General features: G+C 72.3%; 15 protein-coding genes. 7 read left to right on the forward strand and 8 right to left on the reverse strand.

All coding sequences use genetic code 11. From position 1 onward, the window contains the following. The first annotated feature begins 77 nt into the window (after nucleotides 1-77). Genes AB0I83_RS03035 through AB0I83_RS03045 form a run of 3 tightly spaced genes read left to right on the forward strand, consistent with a single transcriptional unit; the run spans nucleotide 78 to nucleotide 3,030 of the window. Complete coding sequence (locus AB0I83_RS03035; protein WP_363303368.1) at nucleotides 78-845, forward strand: (Fe-S)-binding protein; 768 nt, start codon at nucleotides 78-80, stop codon at nucleotides 843-845. Next, on the forward strand, nucleotides 842-2,395 hold the full coding sequence (locus AB0I83_RS03040) for a lactate utilization protein B (RefSeq protein WP_363303369.1): 1,554 nt from the start codon (nucleotides 842-844) through the stop codon (nucleotides 2,393-2,395). Before AB0I83_RS03035 ends, AB0I83_RS03040 begins: the two co-directional genes overlap by 4 nt. After that, entirely contained in the window at nucleotides 2,392-3,030 is a 639-nt protein-coding gene (locus tag AB0I83_RS03045) for an LUD domain-containing protein (RefSeq protein WP_363303370.1), read from the forward strand. Before AB0I83_RS03040 ends, AB0I83_RS03045 begins: the two co-directional genes overlap by 4 nt. A gap of 45 nt (nucleotides 3,031-3,075) precedes the next feature. Here AB0I83_RS03045 and AB0I83_RS03050 read toward each other — a convergent pair whose 3' ends face one another. The 6 genes from AB0I83_RS03050 to AB0I83_RS03075 form a co-directional block, all read right to left on the reverse strand. Then, nucleotides 3,076-4,974, reverse strand: a complete 1,899-nt coding sequence (locus AB0I83_RS03050) for a DUF2264 domain-containing protein (RefSeq protein ID WP_363303371.1) — start codon at nucleotides 4,972-4,974, stop codon at nucleotides 3,076-3,078. Continuing rightward, nucleotides 4,971-5,999: a hydroxyacid dehydrogenase gene (locus AB0I83_RS03055; protein ID WP_356530179.1), complete on the reverse strand. Its 1,029-nt coding sequence runs from the start codon at nucleotides 5,997-5,999 to the stop codon at nucleotides 4,971-4,973. The genes AB0I83_RS03050 and AB0I83_RS03055 overlap by 4 nt, the downstream gene beginning before the upstream one ends. A gap of 38 nt (nucleotides 6,000-6,037) precedes the next feature. After that, nucleotides 6,038-6,913 carry a carbohydrate ABC transporter permease gene (locus AB0I83_RS03060; protein WP_363303372.1) on the reverse strand — a complete coding sequence of 292 codons (876 nt, stop codon included), beginning with the start codon at nucleotides 6,911-6,913 and terminating at the stop codon, nucleotides 6,038-6,040. Then, entirely contained in the window at nucleotides 6,910-7,911 is a 1,002-nt protein-coding gene (locus AB0I83_RS03065; RefSeq protein ID WP_363303373.1) for a sugar ABC transporter permease, read from the reverse strand. Before AB0I83_RS03065 ends, AB0I83_RS03060 begins: the two co-directional genes overlap by 4 nt. A 47-nt stretch (nucleotides 7,912-7,958) precedes the next feature. Next, nucleotides 7,959-9,326, reverse strand: a complete 1,368-nt coding sequence (locus tag AB0I83_RS03070; RefSeq protein ID WP_363303374.1) for an extracellular solute-binding protein — start codon at nucleotides 9,324-9,326, stop codon at nucleotides 7,959-7,961. Nucleotides 9,327-9,428: 102 nt separating this feature from the next. Further along, entirely contained in the window at nucleotides 9,429-10,550 is a 1,122-nt protein-coding gene (locus tag AB0I83_RS03075) for a substrate-binding domain-containing protein (RefSeq protein WP_363303375.1), read from the reverse strand. A gap of 145 nt (nucleotides 10,551-10,695) precedes the next feature. Here AB0I83_RS03075 and AB0I83_RS03080 point away from each other — a divergent pair, with 145 nt between their 5' ends. Beyond that, on the forward strand, nucleotides 10,696-11,460 hold the full coding sequence (locus tag AB0I83_RS03080; RefSeq protein WP_363303376.1) for a sulfite exporter TauE/SafE family protein: 765 nt from the start codon (nucleotides 10,696-10,698) through the stop codon (nucleotides 11,458-11,460). 22 nt (nucleotides 11,461-11,482) lie between these two features. Here AB0I83_RS03080 and AB0I83_RS03085 read toward each other — a convergent pair whose 3' ends face one another. Together AB0I83_RS03085 and AB0I83_RS03090 are read right to left on the reverse strand one after the other, a co-directional pair. After that, the gene (locus AB0I83_RS03085) at nucleotides 11,483-13,012 is read right to left on the reverse strand and encodes an amino acid permease (protein ID WP_356530169.1); all 1,530 of its coding nucleotides are present in this window, start codon (nucleotides 13,010-13,012) and stop codon (nucleotides 11,483-11,485) included. Between the two features lie 57 nt (nucleotides 13,013-13,069). Next, nucleotides 13,070-14,077, reverse strand: a complete 1,008-nt coding sequence (locus tag AB0I83_RS03090) for a hypothetical protein (protein ID WP_363303377.1) — start codon at nucleotides 14,075-14,077, stop codon at nucleotides 13,070-13,072. Nucleotides 14,078-14,450: 373 nt separating this feature from the next. Here AB0I83_RS03090 and AB0I83_RS03095 point away from each other — a divergent pair, with 373 nt between their 5' ends. Genes AB0I83_RS03095 through AB0I83_RS03105 form a run of 3 tightly spaced genes read left to right on the forward strand, consistent with a single transcriptional unit; the run spans nucleotide 14,451 to nucleotide 18,660 of the window. Continuing rightward, the gene (locus AB0I83_RS03095) at nucleotides 14,451-15,884 is read left to right on the forward strand and encodes an FGGY family carbohydrate kinase (RefSeq protein ID WP_363303378.1); all 1,434 of its coding nucleotides are present in this window, start codon (nucleotides 14,451-14,453) and stop codon (nucleotides 15,882-15,884) included. Next, the gene (locus AB0I83_RS03100; protein ID WP_363303379.1) at nucleotides 15,881-17,377 is read left to right on the forward strand and encodes an FAD-dependent oxidoreductase; all 1,497 of its coding nucleotides are present in this window, start codon (nucleotides 15,881-15,883) and stop codon (nucleotides 17,375-17,377) included. Before AB0I83_RS03095 ends, AB0I83_RS03100 begins: the two co-directional genes overlap by 4 nt. Then, the gene (locus tag AB0I83_RS03105; protein WP_363303380.1) at nucleotides 17,374-18,660 is read left to right on the forward strand and encodes an FAD-dependent oxidoreductase; all 1,287 of its coding nucleotides are present in this window, start codon (nucleotides 17,374-17,376) and stop codon (nucleotides 18,658-18,660) included. The genes AB0I83_RS03100 and AB0I83_RS03105 overlap by 4 nt, the downstream gene beginning before the upstream one ends. The last annotated feature ends 31 nt before the right edge of the window (nucleotides 18,661-18,691 follow it).

Here is an 18,691-nt window from a genome sequence, read left to right on the forward strand (position 1 = left end):
CGGTCGTGTGCGCCCGCGCGCTTCCCTGAGCGGACCGAGGCTAGTATGGTCCGACCATAAACAACCGGGGAGGCCCCATGCGCATCGGACTCTTCGCCACCTGTCTGGGAGACACCCTCTTCCCCGAGGCGGTGAGGGCGACCGCCGTGCTGCTGGCCCGCCTCGGCCATGACGTGGTGTTCCCGCCGGGCCAGACCTGCTGCGGCCAGATGCACGTCAACACCGGCTACCAGCGCGAACCCGTCCCGCTGGTGCGCAACTTCGCCGAGCAGTTCGGGGACGCCTCGATCGACGCCGTCGTCATGCCGTCCGGATCGTGCGCCGGCTCCGTCCGGCACCAGCACGAGATCGTGGCCGAGCGGTACGGCGACGCCTCGCTCCGCGCCGGGGTGGCCGAGGTGAAGGCCAAGACGTACGAGCTGTCCGAACTCCTCGTGGACGTCCTCGGTGTCACCCGGGTCGGCGCGTACTTCCCGCACCGCGTCACGTATCACCCCACCTGCCACTCCCTCCGGATGCTCAGGGTCGGCGACAAACCGCTGCGTCTCCTGCGCGCCGTCGAGGACATAGATCTGGTCGAGCTTCCCGAGGCCGAATCCTGCTGCGGCTTCGGCGGCACCTTCGCCGTCAAGAACGCCGAGACCTCCACCGCGATGCTCCAGGACAAGATGAGCAACATCGCCCGCACGAAGGCCGATGTGTGCACCGCCGGGGACTCCTCCTGCCTCATGCACATCGGCGGCGGGCTCTCCCGCATCCGGTCCGGCACGCGCACCCTGCACCTCGCCCAGATCCTCGGATCCACCCGGACCGCGCCGTACGCCCCGTTGGAGGCCGCCCGATGAGCACGTTCCTCGGCATGCCCGCCGCCCCGCCCCGCTCCCCGTACGGAACGGGAAACCTGCGGGGCGACCGCACGTTCCCCGAGGCGGCGCGCCACGAGCTGCGCGACGAGCAGCTTCGCCGCAACCTCGGCAGGGCCACCCGGACCATCCGCGCCAAGCGGCTCCACGTCACCGGTGAACTCCCCGACTGGGAGCCGCTGCGCGACGCCGGGTCGGCCGTCAAGACCGACACGATGAACCGGCTCCCCGAACTCCTGGAGGAGCTGGAGCGCAACGTCACCGAGCGCGGCGGCACCGTCCACTGGGCACGTGACGGCGTCGAGGCCAACGAGATCGTGACCCGGCTGATCCGGGAGACCGGCAGCAGCGACGTCATCAAGGTGAAGTCGATGGCCACGCAGGAGATCGGCCTCAACGAGCACCTCGAAGCGGTCGGCATCACCCCGTACGAGACCGACCTCGCCGAACTCATCGTGCAGCTGGCCGACGACAGGCCCTCGCACATCCTGGTGCCCGCGATCCACCGCAACCGCGACGAGATCCGGCAGATCTTCCTCGACCGGATCCCCGGCGTCGACCCGGACCTGGACAACGTGCCGGCGCACCTCGCGGCAGCGGCCCGCGCCTATCTGCGCGAGAAGTTCATGACGACCCGGGTGGCGGTCTCCGGTGCCAACTTCGGCATCGCCGAGACCGGCACCCTCGCCGTCGTCGAGTCGGAGGGCAACGGCCGCATGTGCCTGACCCTGCCCGACACCCTCATCACCGTCATGGGCATCGAGAAGGTCCTGCCGCGCTACCAGGACCTGGAGGTCTTCCTCCAGTTGCTGCCGCGTTCCTCGACCGGCGAGCGGATGAACCCGTACACCTCGCTGTGGACGGGAGTGACCCCCGGTGACGGACCCCAGAACTTCCACCTGGTCCTCCTCGACAACGGCCGCACCGCCGCGCTCGCCGACACGATCGGCCGCGAGGCCCTCAACTGCATCCGCTGCTCGGCCTGCCTCAACGTCTGTCCCGTGTACGAACGGGCCGGGGGACACGCGTACGGATCGACGTACCCCGGTCCGATCGGAGCGGTCCTCACCCCCCAGCTCGCCGGTATGCACGCGGCGAAGGACGACCCCAACAGCTCGCTGCCGTACGCCTCCAGTCTCTGCGGCGCCTGCTTCGACGCCTGCCCCGTCAAGATCGACATTCCCTCGATGCTCGTCGAACTGCGCCACCAGCACACCGAGCGGTCGGGTACCACGGCGGAGAAGCTGGCCATGAAGGCTGCCGCCGGGGTGATGAGCAGGACCGGCCTGTACACCGCGGCGCAGAAGGCCGCGGCCCTCGGCCGGGTCGTGGGCGGACGCGACGCGACGATCTCGCGGCTGCCCGCCCCGCTCAGCGGCTGGAGCGACAGCCGCGACACCGCGGCCCCGCCCAAGAGGTCGTTCCGCTCCTGGCTGGCATCGGCCGAGGGCGCGGAGACGATGCGCGCCGCCGCCGAGGAGGGCGCCCGCCACATCGCCGAGGAAACCCACGACACCGAGGAGGGCCGGTGACCACCACAGGCGCGCGCGAGACGGTGCTGGCCCGGATCAGGGACGCCCTGGCCCTCGCCCCCGTCCCCGGCCCGGAGATCCCCCGCGCCTATCGCACCGGGCGCACGCTGCCTGACGACGAACGCCTCACGCTCCTGACCGACCGGCTCGTCGACTACAAGGCTCGGGTCCACCCCTGCACCGCCGACCGCACGGCCGAAGCGATCGCCGCGATCCTGCGCGAGCGGGGCGCCCGGCGGATCGGCGTTCCGGACGGGCTGGACGAGCGGTGGCTCACGGCCTACGAGGGCGAGGTCCAGCGGGACTCGGCGGACATCCCCGCACCGAGCCTCGACGCCCTGGACGCGGTGGTGACGGCCTCGGCGGTCAGCTGTGCCGAGACCGGCACGATCTTCCTGGACGGGTCACCCGACCAGGGCCGGCGTGCCCTGTCCCTCGTCCCCGACGTGCATGTGTGCGTGGTCGACCTCTCGTCGGTCGTCGTGGGTGTGCCCGAGGCGGTGGCCAGGCTGGTGCCCGAGCGGCCGACGACCCTGATCAGCGGTCCGTCGGCCACGTCCGACATCGAACTGGAACGGGTGGAGGGCGTCCACGGTCCCCGCACCCTCGCGGTGGTGATCCGCACGGACGCCTGAGGAGACCGCCGACGGGTGAAACGCGTCGGCGGCCGCCGACCGTCCTCAGAAGCGGTGGGTCACCTCCAGCGGGGCGAAGGAGACACGGGTGACCGCGCCGTCGTCCGCCCAGCGCACCGTGACCGTCCCCCCGTCGACGTCCACGTCCACCGCGCTCACCGCCTGGTCGAGCGGCGCGGCGGCCGGATCCGCCGTCAGTGAGGCCAGCGCCACCAGCACCTCCGTGCCCTCCACATCGGCGGCCAGCCGGGGCAGAACGGCCCAGCGCGTGAACGCCGTGCCCTGCGGCGCGCGTACGTCGTCCCGGTCGGCCCAGCCGTGCAGAGGGTGCAGCGCCGAGCGCACCGGGCCCCGGGGGTCGGTCGCCCATCCCGTCTGCTCGGCCCGTGCGCCCGCGGGGGCGCCGACGACCCGGTGGACCCGCAGTTCGTACCGCCCCCTGACCACGGTCACGCTCTCCACCCGCAGCCCCGGCGCGGTGGGCGGGCCCTCCGGGAACACCGGGCGGTGCCAGGACGCGGCCCAGCCCCAGCCCTCGCCGTGCCCGGCGCCCAGCGGACGGATCCGGACCCTGCTGCTGCGTGAGCCCGCGAGCTGGAGCGCCAGATGGTTGTCCGCCGTGTTCGCGGACGCCGTGGGGCCGGTGGCCGTCGAGTACGCGAGGCGCGCGTAGAGCGGGTCCGAGACCGCCGCGGTCTCACCCTCGTGCGGCCTGACGTGGTCGCTGCCGTGGTTGTGCAGCCGCACGATGCCGTCCGCCCGGGTCGACTGCACCAGCAGCCCCGGCGACGGCAGGGACAGCACCCGGTCCGGGCCCTCACCGGGGGCGGGTTCCTCGGGCGCGGTCCACAGCGGATGCTCCGCCGGTGCGAGCAGCGCGACGAACGCCTTCGACGCCCAGTACGGCGACGAAGGACCGGAGTAGACCTGGAGCGTCGCGTCGTGCGGTCCGTGCCAGCCCAGGCTCAGCAGACCGTCGTCCCCGGTCGCTCCCCGGTCGAGGAAGTACTTCAGCGAGCCGCTGACCAGCCGTCGTGAGACGCCCGGAGCCAGCGGGGTGTGTCCGGACACCGCGCCCATGGCCACCGCCGCACCGGCCGCGAAGCGGTAGGTGAGGGAGCGGCCGAAGTGCATGGGGGCGCCGTCCGCGCCGAACATCAGCGAGAAGCTCTCCAGGTGCTCCTCCAGCCGCGCGCCGTAGCGCGCGGACAGCTCCGCGTCCCCCGACAGGAAGGCGTCCAGTACGGGATACAGGTGCAGGGCCCAGCCGTTGTAGTGGTCGAAGGCCCGGCCGTCCCCGTCGGCGTACCAGCCCTCGCCTCGGTACCAGCCCTCCAGGAGGTCGAGCGCCCGCTGCCGGGCACGGGCGGTCTCGGCGTCGCCGCGGCCGACCGACTCGAGGAAGCCGGCCACGGAGAAGGGGAAGAGGTACCAGTTGTTGGGCGCCGGGGTGTGCCGCAGCGCGCCGCGCAGCCACTCCTCCGTCCGGTCCCGGGTCGCCGCGTCCAGCCGGTCCCAGAGCCAGGGGCGGGTCAGGCGCAGCCCGATCGCCACCGACGCCGACTCCACCATCGGCTGGCCGAACACGGTGTGGTCCAGGATCAGCGGCCAGGACTCGGTGTCGTCCCGCCCGGCCGTGCGGGTACCGGCGGTGAGCCCGTCGGCGTAGCGCTCCAGCCAGTTGTGGGGGTCCTCGCCGCCCGCGCCCGCCACCCGGAACGCCGCGGTCAGGAACGTGCGCGCGTATCCCTCCAGGCCGTCGGAGCGCACACCTGAGCGGGACGGGCGGCCCGGCAGGTCGAGCATGGCCCGGCCGGGAGTGGCCCACTTCCAGGCCGCGTCCAGGAGACCGTCCGCCGCCGCCTCCCAGTGTGCCCGGGTGTAGCCGGTGTGCGGGCTCCGACCACGGTCCTCGGAGGGGAGTTGAAAGGGGGTGGAGCTCATGCGAGGAATGCCAGCCTTTCGCGTCGTACGGGATGGGCGAAGCCGTCGCCCGCGGCCCAGCGGGCGACCTCGCCGACGGCAAGGTCGGCCAGCCGCCGCAGTTCGTTGCCCTGCGACCCCGCCAGGTGCGGGGTGATGATCGCGTTGTCGCAGTCCCACAGCGGATGGTCGTCGGGCAGCGGGTCGGGGTCGGTGACGTCGAGCACCGCCCGGATCCGCCCGGCCCGCAGCACGTCGGTGAGGGCGTCCTGGTCGACGACGGCGCCCCGGGAGGTGTTGACGAGGACGGCGTCGGGCCGCATCGAGGAGAGGAGTCCGCGGCCGACCAGCCCCGTGGTCGCGGGCAGCAGCGGTGTGTGCACGCTGACCACGTCGCTCTCGGCGAACAGCGCGGGCAGGCCGACGGGGAGCACTCCCAGGGCCGCCGCCTCCGCGTCGGTGACGTACGGGTCGTGCAGGAGTACCCGCAGGTCGTACGGGCGCAGAAGTTCGATCACCCGCCGGCCGATCAGCGAGGCGGACAGGATGCCCACCGTGCGGCGGTAGTTGCCCACGTCGGCGGGGGTGGCGAGCCAGGCGTCGCGCGTCCGCGTGGCGCGGAAGTCCCGGGCCCGCTCCAGGACCCGCTTGCCGGACAGCAGGACCATGGCGACCGTGTACTCCGCGACGGGCAGGGCGTTGGCCGCCGCGGCCGACGAGACCTCGATGCCCCGCTCCCAGCAGGCCTCGGTCACATGGCCGCGCACCGTGCCCGCCGTGTGCACCACGGCCCGCAGCGCGGGCGCCGAGTCCAGCACGCCGGCGTGGATCGGCGGGCAGCCCCAGCCGGTGACCAGGACCTCCGTGTCCGCGAGTACGGCGCGGGAGGCCCCGGTGGTGAAGTCGTCGATGGCCGGCAGGGGTGCGAGCTCGCACACCCCGGCCAGCGCTGACAGGGAGTCAGGGGAGAGCACCGCGGCTGCGGCGTCCGCTCCCATGGCGATTGCGGCGCGCGGCCGGCGGCGGGCGGGCGGAGTACTGGGCATGGTTCTCCTGTGCGGTCGTCCGGGCGGGGCGGTACGGGCTACTTGACGGCGCCCGCCGTCAGCCCGGACCGCCAGAAACGCTGGAGCAGGGCGAAGGCGAGGATCAGGGGCACCACCGCGAGCAGCGACCCCATGATCACCACGGGGTAGTACTCGGGCGATACGGACGCGGCGCTGTTCCAGGAGTACAGGCCGAGGCTGACCGGATACAGGTCCTGGTCGGAGAGCATCACCATGGGGAGGAAGAAGTTGTTCCAGATCGCCGTGAGCTGGAAGAGGAAGATGGTGACCAGCCCCGGCCCCAGCATCCGCAGCGCCACGCGGAAGTACGCGGCCAGTTCGCCCGCGCCGTCCATCCGGGCGGCTTCGAGCACCTCGTCCGGCACGTATCCCTGGCTGAAGATCCGCCCCAGGTAGACACCGAACGGATTGAACAGGACGGGGATGAAGACCGCCCAGAAGGTGTTCACCAGACCCGCGGCGGACGCCATCAGGTAGAGCGGCAGGGCGAGTACCGTCTGCGGCACCATCACGGCGGCCAGTACCAGCCCGAACAGCTTCTCCTTGTGTGCGAAGCGGTACTTGTCGAAGGCGTAGCCGCACGCGATGCTCACCAGTGCGCCGAGGGCGGCGCCGAGTACCGCGTAGAGCAGGCTGTTGCCGTACCAGCGCCCGTACAGCCCGCCGTCCATAGCGAACAGGTCCTTCATGTTCCGCACGAAGGAGAAGTCGCTCAGCGAGAGGATGTTGCTGCTGAACAGGGCGTCCCGGTCCTTGGCGGCGGCCAGCACCAGCCACAGCACCGGCAGCAGGGTGTAGAGCACCGACACGAGGACGACGACGTTGACGACGGAACGCCCGAGCAGCCGGGGGCGGAGGGGCGACGCGGTGCGGGATGCGGTCGGCGCGTTCATCGGGCGCCCTCCTCGGCGGCGTCGTAGCGGTTGGTCCAGCGGGTGACGCCGTAGGAGAGCGCGATCGTGCACAGCAGCAGGATGACGGAGGCTGCCGCCGCGAGACCGTAGTTGTTCCGGGTGAAGGCGGCGTCGTAGATGTACATGCTGGGCGAGAACCGCGAGCTGATCATCGGGGTGGACTGGCTGAGCAGCATCGGCTCGGTGAAGAGCTGGAGCGCGAAGATGAGGGTGAACATCGCGACCATCACGGTCGACGACCGCACCAGCGGCGCCTTGACCCGCAGCGCGGTACGCACCGGGCCGGCGCCGTCGACGACCGCGGCTTCGACGACCTCGCGGGGCACGGCCTGGAGCGCGGCGTAGAAGACGACCATGTTGTAGCCGAGGTTGCTCCAGAGCGCGATGTTCACGATGGACGGGAGCACCGTGTGCACACCGAGGAAGTCGACGGTGATGTCGGCCCTGCCGAGCAGGTCGATCACCGGGCTGATGCCCGGGGTGTACAGGTACAGCCAGATCAGGGCCGCGATGATGCCGGGCACGGCGTGCGGCAGGAACAGCGCGAGTTGGACGGTGCCCCGGAGGCGGACCACCCCGGAGTCCAGCAGCAGCGCCAGCGCGAGTGCGCCGATCACCATCAGCGGGATGTAGACCAGGCAGTACAGGGCCACGATGCCGAGTCCGGCGAGAAACGTCGGGTCGGCCAGTACGGCGGTGTAGTTGCGGAGCCCCGCGAAGACCGTGCGCTCAGGACCGAAGCCCAGGCCGGGCTGGTCGTCGCTGAAGAAGCTCAGGCGGACGGCGGTGGCGACCGGGATCAAAAAGACGGTCACCAGGAGTACGAAGAAGGGGGTCATCAGGACGCCGCAGGCACCGAGTTGACGGCGTCTGGCCGACGTGCGGGCCGTGGGTGCGGGCGCTGCGGCTGCCGGGCTCCGCGGTGACGGCCGGGCGGGGGCGTCCGCCGGGACGGATACGGGGGTTGCGCTGGTCATGGGTGTCACCTGCCTCTCTGCTGCTGGGAAGGGGTGCGGATCGCCGGTCAGGTGGAGTGCCGGGTGGTGGAGAGTCCGAGTGCCTTGAGGTCCGGCATGGTGCCCTCCTGCGCCGCCCGTACCGCCCCGAGGATGGAACCCTGGCCTCCGCTCGCTCGCGCCAGCCCGTCCTTCATGATCTTCCCGGTGGCCGTCATCCGGGGTCCCCAGATCCAGCCCGGACGGATCTTGCGGGCCTCCCGCTCGAAGAGGCCGTAGATGTCCTGGCCGCCGTAGTAGGCGCGGTCGAAGGCCTTGCGGCCCACCTCGACCAGTCCGGGGGCGGCGGGGTACTGGCTGCTCGCTCCGCTGGAGAGCCGGGCGCGCAGCGCGTCCGGATGCGAGACCTGCCACTCGATGAACTCCATCGCGGCCTCCGGGTGCGCGCTGTCCTTGGTGACCGCGAAGGTCGAGCCGCCGTGGGTTCCGACCCCCGGATCGGCCGGGTCCCACTGGGGGATCGGCGCGAGCGCCCACGCGCCCTTCTGGCCCGGGCGGGCCTTCATCTGCGCACCGGCGTCCCACGCTCCGCTGAGCCGACTGAGCACCAGGCCGTTGCCGATCTGGACGTCGCTCTGCCGGCTCTCCACCGCGTTCATGAAGACCAGGTCCTGGTCGGTCAGCCGCTGCCAGAAGGCGGACACCCGGCGGGTCGGCGCGTCGGCCAGCGACACGTTCCAGGCGCCGCCCGCCGTGTCGAACCACCGGGCGCCGGCCTGCCACGCGAACGCGGCGAGATGGGTGTCGCCGTCGGTCGGGAAGAGGGCCAGCCTGCGCTCCCCGTCCTTGCGGCGTACGACCCTCGCGGCGTCCTCGAACTCCTCCCAACTGCCCGGGACGGTCAGCCCGTACCGTTCGAAGAGGTCGGTGCGGTAGTGCAGCACCATCGGCTCTATGTCGAGCGGGACGCTGAACACGCGCTTCTCGAAGGTGGTCAGCTCCAGCGCCTGCGGCAGCAGTTTCGCGCGCAGCCCGTCGCCCACGAGGTCCGTGACGTCGCGGCAGACCCCGTCGATGGCGAAGCCCGGGACCTGGGGGTACTCGATCGTGGCGACGTCCGGGGCGTTGCCGGCCCGGGCCGCGTTGCTGAGCTTGGCGTAACCGCCCTGGGCCCCCGAGGGGATCTGCTGGAAATCGACCCGCACGCTGTCGTGCCCGCGGTTGAACGCGTCCACGACCTCCTGACTGCCCCGCAGCGCGGACCAGAAGGTGATCCGTGTCTTCCTGCCGGTCCTGCTGCTTGCGGTCCTGCCGGTACTGCTCGTACCGCCCGATCGTGTGTCTCCGCCGCCGCCCCCGCAGGCGCTGAGCGCGCCCGCGAGTGGCAGTGCGGTGATCGTGGCGAGTACGGATCGACGGCTCTGTCGACCAGGCATGCGTGCCTCCCGCGGCTCCTGATTCGAGACACGGGGAATACTGATCGGCTGATCGATAGTGGTCAATAGATCGATCAAAAGAAGCTTGAAGTGTTCAATCGATCAGTTTGCGGGATGGGGCAACCCCCGCGTCGAACCGCGCACTTCGAGGCGGGGGAGCAGCTCCGTACGGCGCACGGGGCCGGTGGTACCCGCCGGGTGCGCGAGCCGGTGCAGGAGGAGCTCGGCCGCCGCCCGTCCGATCTCGGCCCGCGGCGGCGCGACCGCGGTGAGGGCGGTGCTTCCCAGCGCGGCGACGACGTCGTCGTACGCCACCACGGAGCAGTCCCGCGGCACCCGGATCCCGCTCTCCGCCAGCCGCTGGACCAGCATCAGGGCGTCCTCGTCGCCGTGCAGCACCGCACCGGTCACGCCCCGGTCCCGCAGCAGGGCCGGGAGATCCGGGACCGCCTCCCGTGTGCCGGGCTCCCCGGGGCCGGCGTTCGGGGAGCTGAGCACCACCGACCAGTCCTCCACCTCGGGCCGCCCCGCGGCGATCTCGGTGAACGCCGCCCGGATGGAGCGCGCGGTCGGGCTGTCGTTCCGCGCGGCCAGTACGAGCCTGCGGTGGCCGAGCGAGACCAGGTGGTCCACGGCCAGGTGGATTCCGTACCAGTGGTCGGAGCAGACCGAGTCCAGGGCGTGCAGCGCGCTGCCGGGCCGGGGCCTGCGCTCCATCAGGACCGTCGGGACCCCCACCTCGGCGAGCCAGCCGTAGTCCGCCTCCTCCCCGGCGGAGCTGCGCCACCGGGGAGCGATCAGCAGTCCGCGCACGCCGGCGGCCAGGGCCCGTTCCACCTGCGGGCGTTCGGCGCCCGCCGCCTGCGGGGCGATGTACAGGGTGATCCGTGTCCCGGCCTCCTCCAGGGCGGTCCTGGCACCGTGCAGGGTCTCGTAGAGATACGAGTGCCGCTCCGGCACGACGAGGGCGACCGCGCCCCCGTCGCCCTCCGGTCCACCGCTTCGGGCGGCGGGCACCGCCGCCGTGCGCGCGACCTCCCCCATCGGGCGGACCACCCCGTGGCCGCGCCGCAGCATCCCCGTCCTGGCCAGCTCCTCGACGTCCCGCCGGAGCGTGACCGGCGAGACGTCCAGCTCGTCCGCCAGCGCACTCACCTTGACGGCACCGCGCGCGTGCACCACCGCGAGAATGCGTTTCCGCCTCAGCTCGACCGGTTCCCGCATGCTGGCCCCCTGCCTACCGCTGTGCGATGTTCGTTTGAACGTTTCCGTGAGCGGTCGCAGCATAGCGAGGGACCCGCACCCGATGCGGCCGGAGGGCGGAACGATGATCCGCCGAAGTGAATATGTGTCTACCATCTGACCCGGAATGGACACCATCACACTCTGGCAACTGGCCGCGCTCGCGGCGGCATCCACGCTCGTCGGCTTCTCCAAGACGGCCGTCAGCGGTGCCAACACGATCAGTCTCGCGGTCTTCGCGGCCGTACTCCCGGCACGCGAGTCGACCGGGGTGCTGCTCCCGATCCTCATCGCCGGCGACATCCTCGCCGTGCTCGTCTACCGCCGTCACGCCGACTGGCCGACCCTTCTCCGGCTCTTCCCCGCCGTGGCGGCCGGCGTGGTCGCGGGCACCGTCTTCATGATGTGGGCCGACGACGACGCCGTACGCACCTCGATCGGCGCGATCCTGCTCCTCATGGCGGGCGTCACCGTCCTGCGCAGGCGCGCAGGCCCCGGCCCGGTCGCCGAGGAGGGCGCGGACGGCTCCTCGCGCGGTGGCCGCCTCAAGGCCCGTTCGTACGGCGCGCTCGGCGGATTCACCACCATGGTCGCCAACGCCGGCGGCCCCGTGATGTCCCTCTACCTGCTCTCGGCGGGCTTCCGGAAACTCGGCTTCCTGGGGACGTCGGCGTGGTTCTTCCTGATCGTCAACACGTCGAAGGTGCCCTTCAGCGTGGGCCTCGGCCTCATCGACGCGCAGTCGCTGCTGCTGGACGCCGCCCTCGTGCTGTTCGTCGTCCCGGGCGCCTACCTCGGCCGCGCCTGTGTCGGCCGCATCAACCAGAAGCTCTTCGACCGTATCGTCATCGGAGCCACCGTCCTGGGCGGCCTTCAGCTGCTGCTGAGCTGAAGACCACCCAGGCGGGGGGCCGTCAGACGATTCCCTCGGCGATCTCCGCCTGCTCACGCGCGTTGCCGTAGGCAGCCGGCGTGCTGTAGGTACGGCGTGCCACGAACCACCACACCGTGGCCAGCACCAGCACGGCGACCAGGGCGATCGACGCGTAGTTCATCGAGTCGATGGTCACCGGTGAGGACTGCGGCAGCAGGAACAGCACGCTCACGAGGGCGACCCACACCACGGCGATCCAGCCGATCGGCTTCGACCAGCGGCCGAGGTGCCAGGGGCCGCGTTCGAACCGGTCACCGGCCCGGAGCTTCAGATAGATCGGGATCGCGTAGGCCGGGGTGATCCCGATGACGTTGATCGCCGTCACCGCCCCGTACGCCGTCGCGGAGTACAGCGACGGAACCGCCAGCAGCGCGGCGACCACGACGGACAGCCACACGGCGGGCACCGGCGTCTGGGTGCGCGCGCTCACCTTGCGCCACAACGCGGACCCCGGAAGCGCGTTGTCACGGCTGAAGGCGAAGACCATCCGGCTCGCGGCCGCGACCTCGGCGTTGCCGCAGAACAACTGTGCGGCGATCACGATCAGCAGCATCGCGGTGGCGCCCGCCGTGCCCAGGGCGTCGATCAGGATCTGGGCCGGCGGCACCCCGGTGGCACTGTTCTGCGTGCCCGCGTAGTCCTGGATGGCGAAGGTCAGCCCGGCAAGGAGGACGAACCCGGCGACCCACGAGACCCAGATCGCCCGGACGATGCCCTTCGCGGCGGTGACCGACGCGTTGGAGGTCTCCTCGGAGAGGTGCGCGGACGCGTCGTACCCGCAGAAGGTGTACTGCGCCAGGAGCAGGCCGATGGCCGCCACGTAGATCGGGTTCTCCCAGCCCGTGTCGTTCACGAACTCGGTGAAGACGAACGACGGTGACTGGTGGTGCGAGGGCACGATCGCCAGCACCGTCACGATCACGGCGACACCGGCCAGGTGCCACCAGACACTGATCGAGTTGAGCACACTGACCAGGCGCACACCGAACAGGTTCAGCACGGCGTGCAGCAGCAGGATGCAGAGGAAGATCACCATCGTGGAGCCGGGCGTCGGGTCGAAACCCCACTGCAGGTTGAGCAGGGCGCCGGTGAACAGGGCCGCTCCGTAGTCGATCCCGGCGATCGCCCCCAGCAGGCCGAGCAGATTCAGCCACCCGGTGTACCAGCCCCACTTGCGGCCACCGAGCCGGTCGGCCATGTAGTAGAGGGCGCCCGAGGTCGGATACGCGCTGGTGACCTCGGCCAGGGCCATGCCCACGCAGAGTACGAACAGGCCGACACCGGCCCAACCCCAGAGCATCACGGACGGGCCGCCGGTCGACATGCCGAAGCCGTACAGCGTCATGCAGCCGGAGAGGATCGAGATGACGGAGAAGCTGATCGCGAAGTTCCCGAAGCCGCCCATGCGGCGCGCCAGCACCGGCTGGTAGCCGAGTTCGCGCAGGCGCTGCTCCTCGTCCTTCTGCGGTGTCGGCTCCGTGCTCGACGGTGTCGAGGCGGATATGGACATGGGGATGACCTCCTGTGGGGGATGGGTGGGGGTACGTGGAGGGAGGGCGCCGGCCGGTCAGCCGTGCGCCTTTCTCCCCGGGTCGTGTCCGGCGGCCAGGCAGCGGCTCCGTGCCCGCAGGAACACGTCCTCGGCACCGGCCGGGCCCTGCGGGGTGCGGGTGCGGTGGGCCCACGGGACGGATGTGAAGTACGGGCCCATGGCGCGGAAGACCGGCGCGGCGTCCGCGAACCTGAGCGAACCCCACAGGGCGTGGGCCAGATGGTTGAGGTCGAGCAGCGAACGCGATGCCGGCTCCGCCCTCTCGAACCACGTGGTCAGCGCGCGCCAGGCGTCGCGCTCGCCGTCCTCGGTGACCCAGTGCAGGTCCAGCGCCTTCTCGTTGCCGCGCTCCCGCCGGTAGCGTTCCACCCGCACGTACAGCGGGAGCGCGTGCAGCGCGGAGCCCTCAGGCGCCGAGGACGCCGCCCACTGGACGAAGTTGACCGCCTCGGAGAGCGTGCCGCTCGCCTGCCGCGCGTAGACGAACTGCAGCATCCGGTGATAGGCCTCGCGGTTGAACGGGTCACGCTTGTCCGCCTCCGCCAGCAGCCCCCACGGCCCCGGGAACAGCATGGGACCCGGAGGCAGCAGCCGGTGCTCCTCCAGCCGCTGCCCCTCGTCGAGCTGCGACAGGGCCAGCAGGCAGACCCAGGGCACCGGGTCCTCCGGTGACGCGTACGCGGCCGACCGGCAGCCCTCCCACGCCTCCTGCCACAACTGCTGGGCGCTCGGGCGCCTTTCGCGGTGTGCCCGGACCGCTCGCTCCACGGTCACCCGGGCGTGCATCACCTTCGCCGCCGCGCTCCGAGGCTCCTCGGTGAGCCAGGCCTGCACCGTGTCCGAGCCCGCGGCCACGGCCGCGAGCACCTGGGTGCGCTGGGTCCACAGCGCCCAGTCCGGCGTGCTCTCCAGCAGGTCCCGCATCGCGAGCCATCGACCCGTACGCAGATCCTGCAGTGCCACGCGCAGCGGGTGATCAGGCCCCGCGGGATGGTAGACCGGCCGGAAGTCACTGGGGGCCATGTGCGGGCCCCGCCCCTGGACGCGCGGTGGGGGCGCGGCGGTGTGCCGGGCGCAGTGGCGCGGCGCTGGTTCTGCTCGTCATGAATCCTCAAGGCCGTGGGGGGTTGGGTGTTTCGGTTGTCAACTACACAGGGTCATCGTCCGGTTGGCCGCACGGCGGTGAGTTTAGAGCGCCGTGCGCCCGCCATCCGACGACTTTGCGGATCTTACTCAAGTACGCCTATCACGCAGGACGTTGAACGCCGTGCGGGGCCCTGCGCGGGACGTCCTCGCCCGGCTTGACGCGGCGCGTGGTCTGCACGACTGTGGGCGCAGTCACCGGATGATCACGATTCCGCCCGGAACAGGGCGGCCCGCACGGCTGGAGCGTCGATTGACAGGACCGGTACTCGCCATCGACCAGGGGACGTCCGGAACGAAGGCGCTGGTGATCTGCCCCGAGCGGGGTGTGATCGGTTCCGGTTCCGCGCCCGTACGCCCGCGATACGGCGCCTCGGGCCTCGTCGAGGCCGATCCCGCGGAACTGCTCGGCTCGGTGCTCGGTGCCGGAAAGCAGGCGGTGGCGGAGGCCGGCGAGCCCGTGGCGGCGGTCGGTCTGGCCAACCAGGGCGAGACGGTGCTGGCCTGGGACCCCGCGACCGGACGCCCGCTCACCCCCGCCGTGGTCTGGCAGGACCGGCGCTCCGAGGACGTCTGCGCGGAACTCGCCGAGCGCGGGGCGGAGCTGAGGCGGCTCACCGGGCTGCCCCTCGACCCGTACTTCGCCGCCCCGAAGATGGCGTGGATTCGACGCGAGCTGACCCGTGAGGGCGTCGTGACCACAAGCGACTCCTGGCTGGTCCACCAACTGACCGGTGCCTTCGTCACCGACGCCGCCACCGCGGGACGCACCCAGCTCCTCGGCCTGCACGACGTCGAGTGGTCGCCCGCCGCCCTGGAGATCTTCGGCCTGTCCGGTGAACGGCTGCCCACCGTCGTCGACTGCGCGGGACCGGTCGGTACCACCACGGCGTTCGGCGGCGAGACTCCGCTGACGGGCCTACTCGTGGACCAGCAGGCCGCCCTGCTGGCGCAGAACGCCCTGGAGCCCGGCAACGCCAAGTGCACCTATGGGACAGGAGCGTTCCTGCTCGCCCAGACAGGTGGCCGGCCCAGCACCGGCGCCTCCGGTCTGGTCAGTTGCGTCGCCTGGCGGTTCGGCGGACGGACGGACTACTGCCTGGACGGGCAGGTCTACACCGCCGCCTCCGCGGTGCGCTGGCTCACCGACCTCGGGGTGATCTCCGGCGCCGCGGACCTGGACCCCGTCGGCGCCTCGGTCCCGGGTACCGGGGGAGTCACCTTCGTGCCCGCGTTCGCCGGTCTCGCCGCCCCCTGGTGGCGCGGCGACGTGCGCGGCTCCGTCACGGGTCTCGGCCTCGACACCACCGCCGGCCACCTCGTGCGCGCGCTGTGCGAGGGCATCGCCGCGCAGGTCGTCGCGCTGGCCGACGCCGTGGCGTCCGATCTCGGCGCCCCGCTGACGGCGCTCCGGGTCGACGGCGGTCTGACCCGCTCCTCCCTGCTCATGCAGACCCAGGCCGACCTGCTGCAACGGCCGGTCGAGGTGTCGGCGTTGCCGGACGCGACCGCGCTCGGCGCCGGCGTGGTGGCCCGGATGGGACTCGACCCCGAGCTGCCGCCGCACCGGGCGACGCCGCTTTGGACCCCGTCCGCCGTGTACGAACCCGAGATCGGTGCCGACGAGGCGGCGGAGCGGCTGGCGCGCTTCCGCGCCGCGGTGGACGGCCTGCTGGAGCGCGCATGACGGTCACGATCACCGCGGCCGGACCGCTGCCCGCGGAGTGCGGCGCGGAGGGGGAGGCCGGAGGCTACGACGTCACCGTCGTCGGCGCGGGAGTGGTCGGTGCGGCGATCGCGCGGGAGCTGGCCCGATTCCGTCTGCGTACCGCACTCGTCGACGCGGCCGACGACATCGGCAGCGGCACGTCGAAGGCCAACACCGCGATCCTGCACACCGGCTTCGACGCCGTACCCGGTTCGCTCGAGGCACGTCTCGTACGCGAGGGCCGGGAACTCCTCGCCGCCTACGCGGGCGAGACCGGTATCCCGGTCGAACGCGTCGGTGCTCTCCTCGTGGCCTGGGACCAGGAGCAGCTCGCCGCGCTGCCCGGCCTGCTCGACAAGGCGGCCCGCAACGGCTACCACGCGGCCCGCACCGTCGACGCCGACGAACTGCGGGCCCGCGAACCCCACCTGGGACCAGGGGCGCTCGGCGCGCTCGAAGTCCCCGACGAAAGCATCATCTGCCCCTGGACCACCCCGCTCGCCTTCGCCACCCAGGCCGTACGGGCGGGCGTCCACCTGCACCTGAACTGCCGGGTGCGGGACGTCGGGGCCGACGACGGCGGCCACACCCTCACCACCTCGCGCGGCCCGCTGCGCACCCGCTACCTGGTCAACGCCGCAGGGCTGTACGCCGACGAGATCGACCGGCTGCTCGGCAACGACGTCTTCACCGTGACCCCGCGCCGCGGACAGCTCGTCGTGTTCGACAAACTCGCCCGCGACCTCGTCGGCCACATCATCCTGCCGGTCCCCGGGCCGGGCGGGAAGGGCGTGCTGGTGGCGCCGACCGTGTTCGGCAACGTCCTGCTCGGACCGACCGCCGAGGACCTCGACGACAAGACGGCGACCGGATCCACCGCCGACGGCCTCCGCCGGCTGCGTGAGAAGGGCCGCGGAATCGTGCCAGGCCTCCTCGACGAGGAGGTCACCGCCGTGTACGCGGGCCTCCGCGCCGCCACCGGACAGGAGGACTACTGGATCCAGGAGTACCCCGGCCTGCGGTACGTCGCGGTGGGCGGTATCCGGTCCACCGGGCTCACCGCGTCCATGGCGATCGGCCGGCACGTCACGGGACTGCTCTCCGCTGCCGGCCTGGAGCTCACCGGCCCCCGGCCGCTTCCGCCCGTCACGATGCCCAACCTTGGTGAGGCCTTTCCCCGGCCGTACCGGAGCGCCGCCCTGATCACCGGGGACCCGGCCTACGGGACCCTCGTCTGCCACTGCGAACAGGTCACCCTCGGAGAGATCCGGGACGCGCTGGCGGCGACGATCCCGCCACGCTCGCTGGACGGGCTGCGGCGGCGTACCCGCGCCCGCGGCGGCCGGTGCCAGGGCTTCTACTGCGGTGCCGCCGTCCGAGCCCTCTTCGAGGCGGGCGGCCCCGCGGCCGGGAACGAGCAGGAGGCGCCCCGGCCGGCCGGGGCACAGGACGACGAGGAGGCGCGAGGATGACGGGGCGCGAAGAGGGACTGCGGGCCGCGCGCGAGGTCGACGTCCTGATCGTCGGTGCGGGGCCCGCGGGCCTCGCGGCCGGCGCCGAACTGGCCGCGGCGGGCGCGGGCCGGGTGGAGATCCTCGAACGCGAACAGGAAGCGGGCGGAATCCCCCGTCACTGCCACCACGGCGGATTCGGCGCCCGGGCCACGTACTCCTGGGCTCCGGCGGCCCTCACCGGCGGAGCCGCCCACGACCGCGGGGGGACGAGCGGACCCGAGTACGCCCGGCGGGGTGCCACCGCCGCCGTGTCGGCCGGCGCCGTGCTCCGCACCGGCGTCACCGTCACCGGCTGGGCGGGCCCCCTCACCGTGGAGACCACCTGCCCCGCCGGTCTCGAACGGATCACCGCGCGGGCCGTCGTCCTCGCCACCGGCGCCCGTGAACGGCCGCGCAGCGCCCGGCTCATCCCCGGCACCCGCCCGGCCGGCGTCTACACCACCGGTGAACTCCAGCAGGCCGTCCACCTGTACGGGCAGCGGATCGGCACCCGCGCGGTCGTCGTGGGCGACGAGCCCGTCGGGCACGCGGCGGCCGGCACCCTGCGCGCCGCCGGGGTCCAGGTCGTCGCCATGGTCACGGACCGGCCGGAGCCCAGGGTCCGGATGCGGACACGCGTCCCCCTGCTCACCGGCGCGACCGTCGGCGGCCTGCTGGGCAGGAACCGGCTGTCCGGGGTGACGCTGCGCCACCTGGACGGCCGCACCACCACCCTGAGCTGCGACACCGTCGTCCTGACCGGCGACTTCGTCCCCGACCACGAACTGGCCAGGCGCGGTGGCCTGGTCCTGGACCCCGGGACCCGCGGACCCGCGTACGACAGCGCGTACCGCACCTCGCGGCCTGGCGTCTTCGCCGTCGGGAACCTGCTGCACGCCGTCGAGCGAGCGGGGTTCGCCGCTCAGGAGGGCCGGGCCGTGGCCGTTCCCGTGCTGCACCGCCTGGCGGGCACCGAGGAGCGGGCGGCAAGCGGGCCTCCGCTGGTCGTCGACGCCCCGCTGCGGTGGATCACGCCCAACGTGACGGGTCCGCACGGGGTACGCCCGCCGGGTGACCGGTTCCTGCTGCGTACCGCCCGGCGGCTTCCCCCGAGCGTCTTCGTCGTCAGCCAGGACGGCCGCGAACTCCACCGTCGGCGGCGGCTGTCGCCCACGGTCCCGGGCCGATCGCTCCAGCTGGCGGCGGACTGGCTCGACCATGTCGATCCCGACGGGCCGCCCGTACGCGTCACCGCGCTGTGACGGGTGCCCTCCGGTGGTCCTCCGCCCGGTT

The organism is Streptomyces sp. NPDC049970, from assembly GCF_040660235.1.
GTDB lineage: Bacteria > Actinomycetota > Actinomycetes > Streptomycetales > Streptomycetaceae > Streptomyces.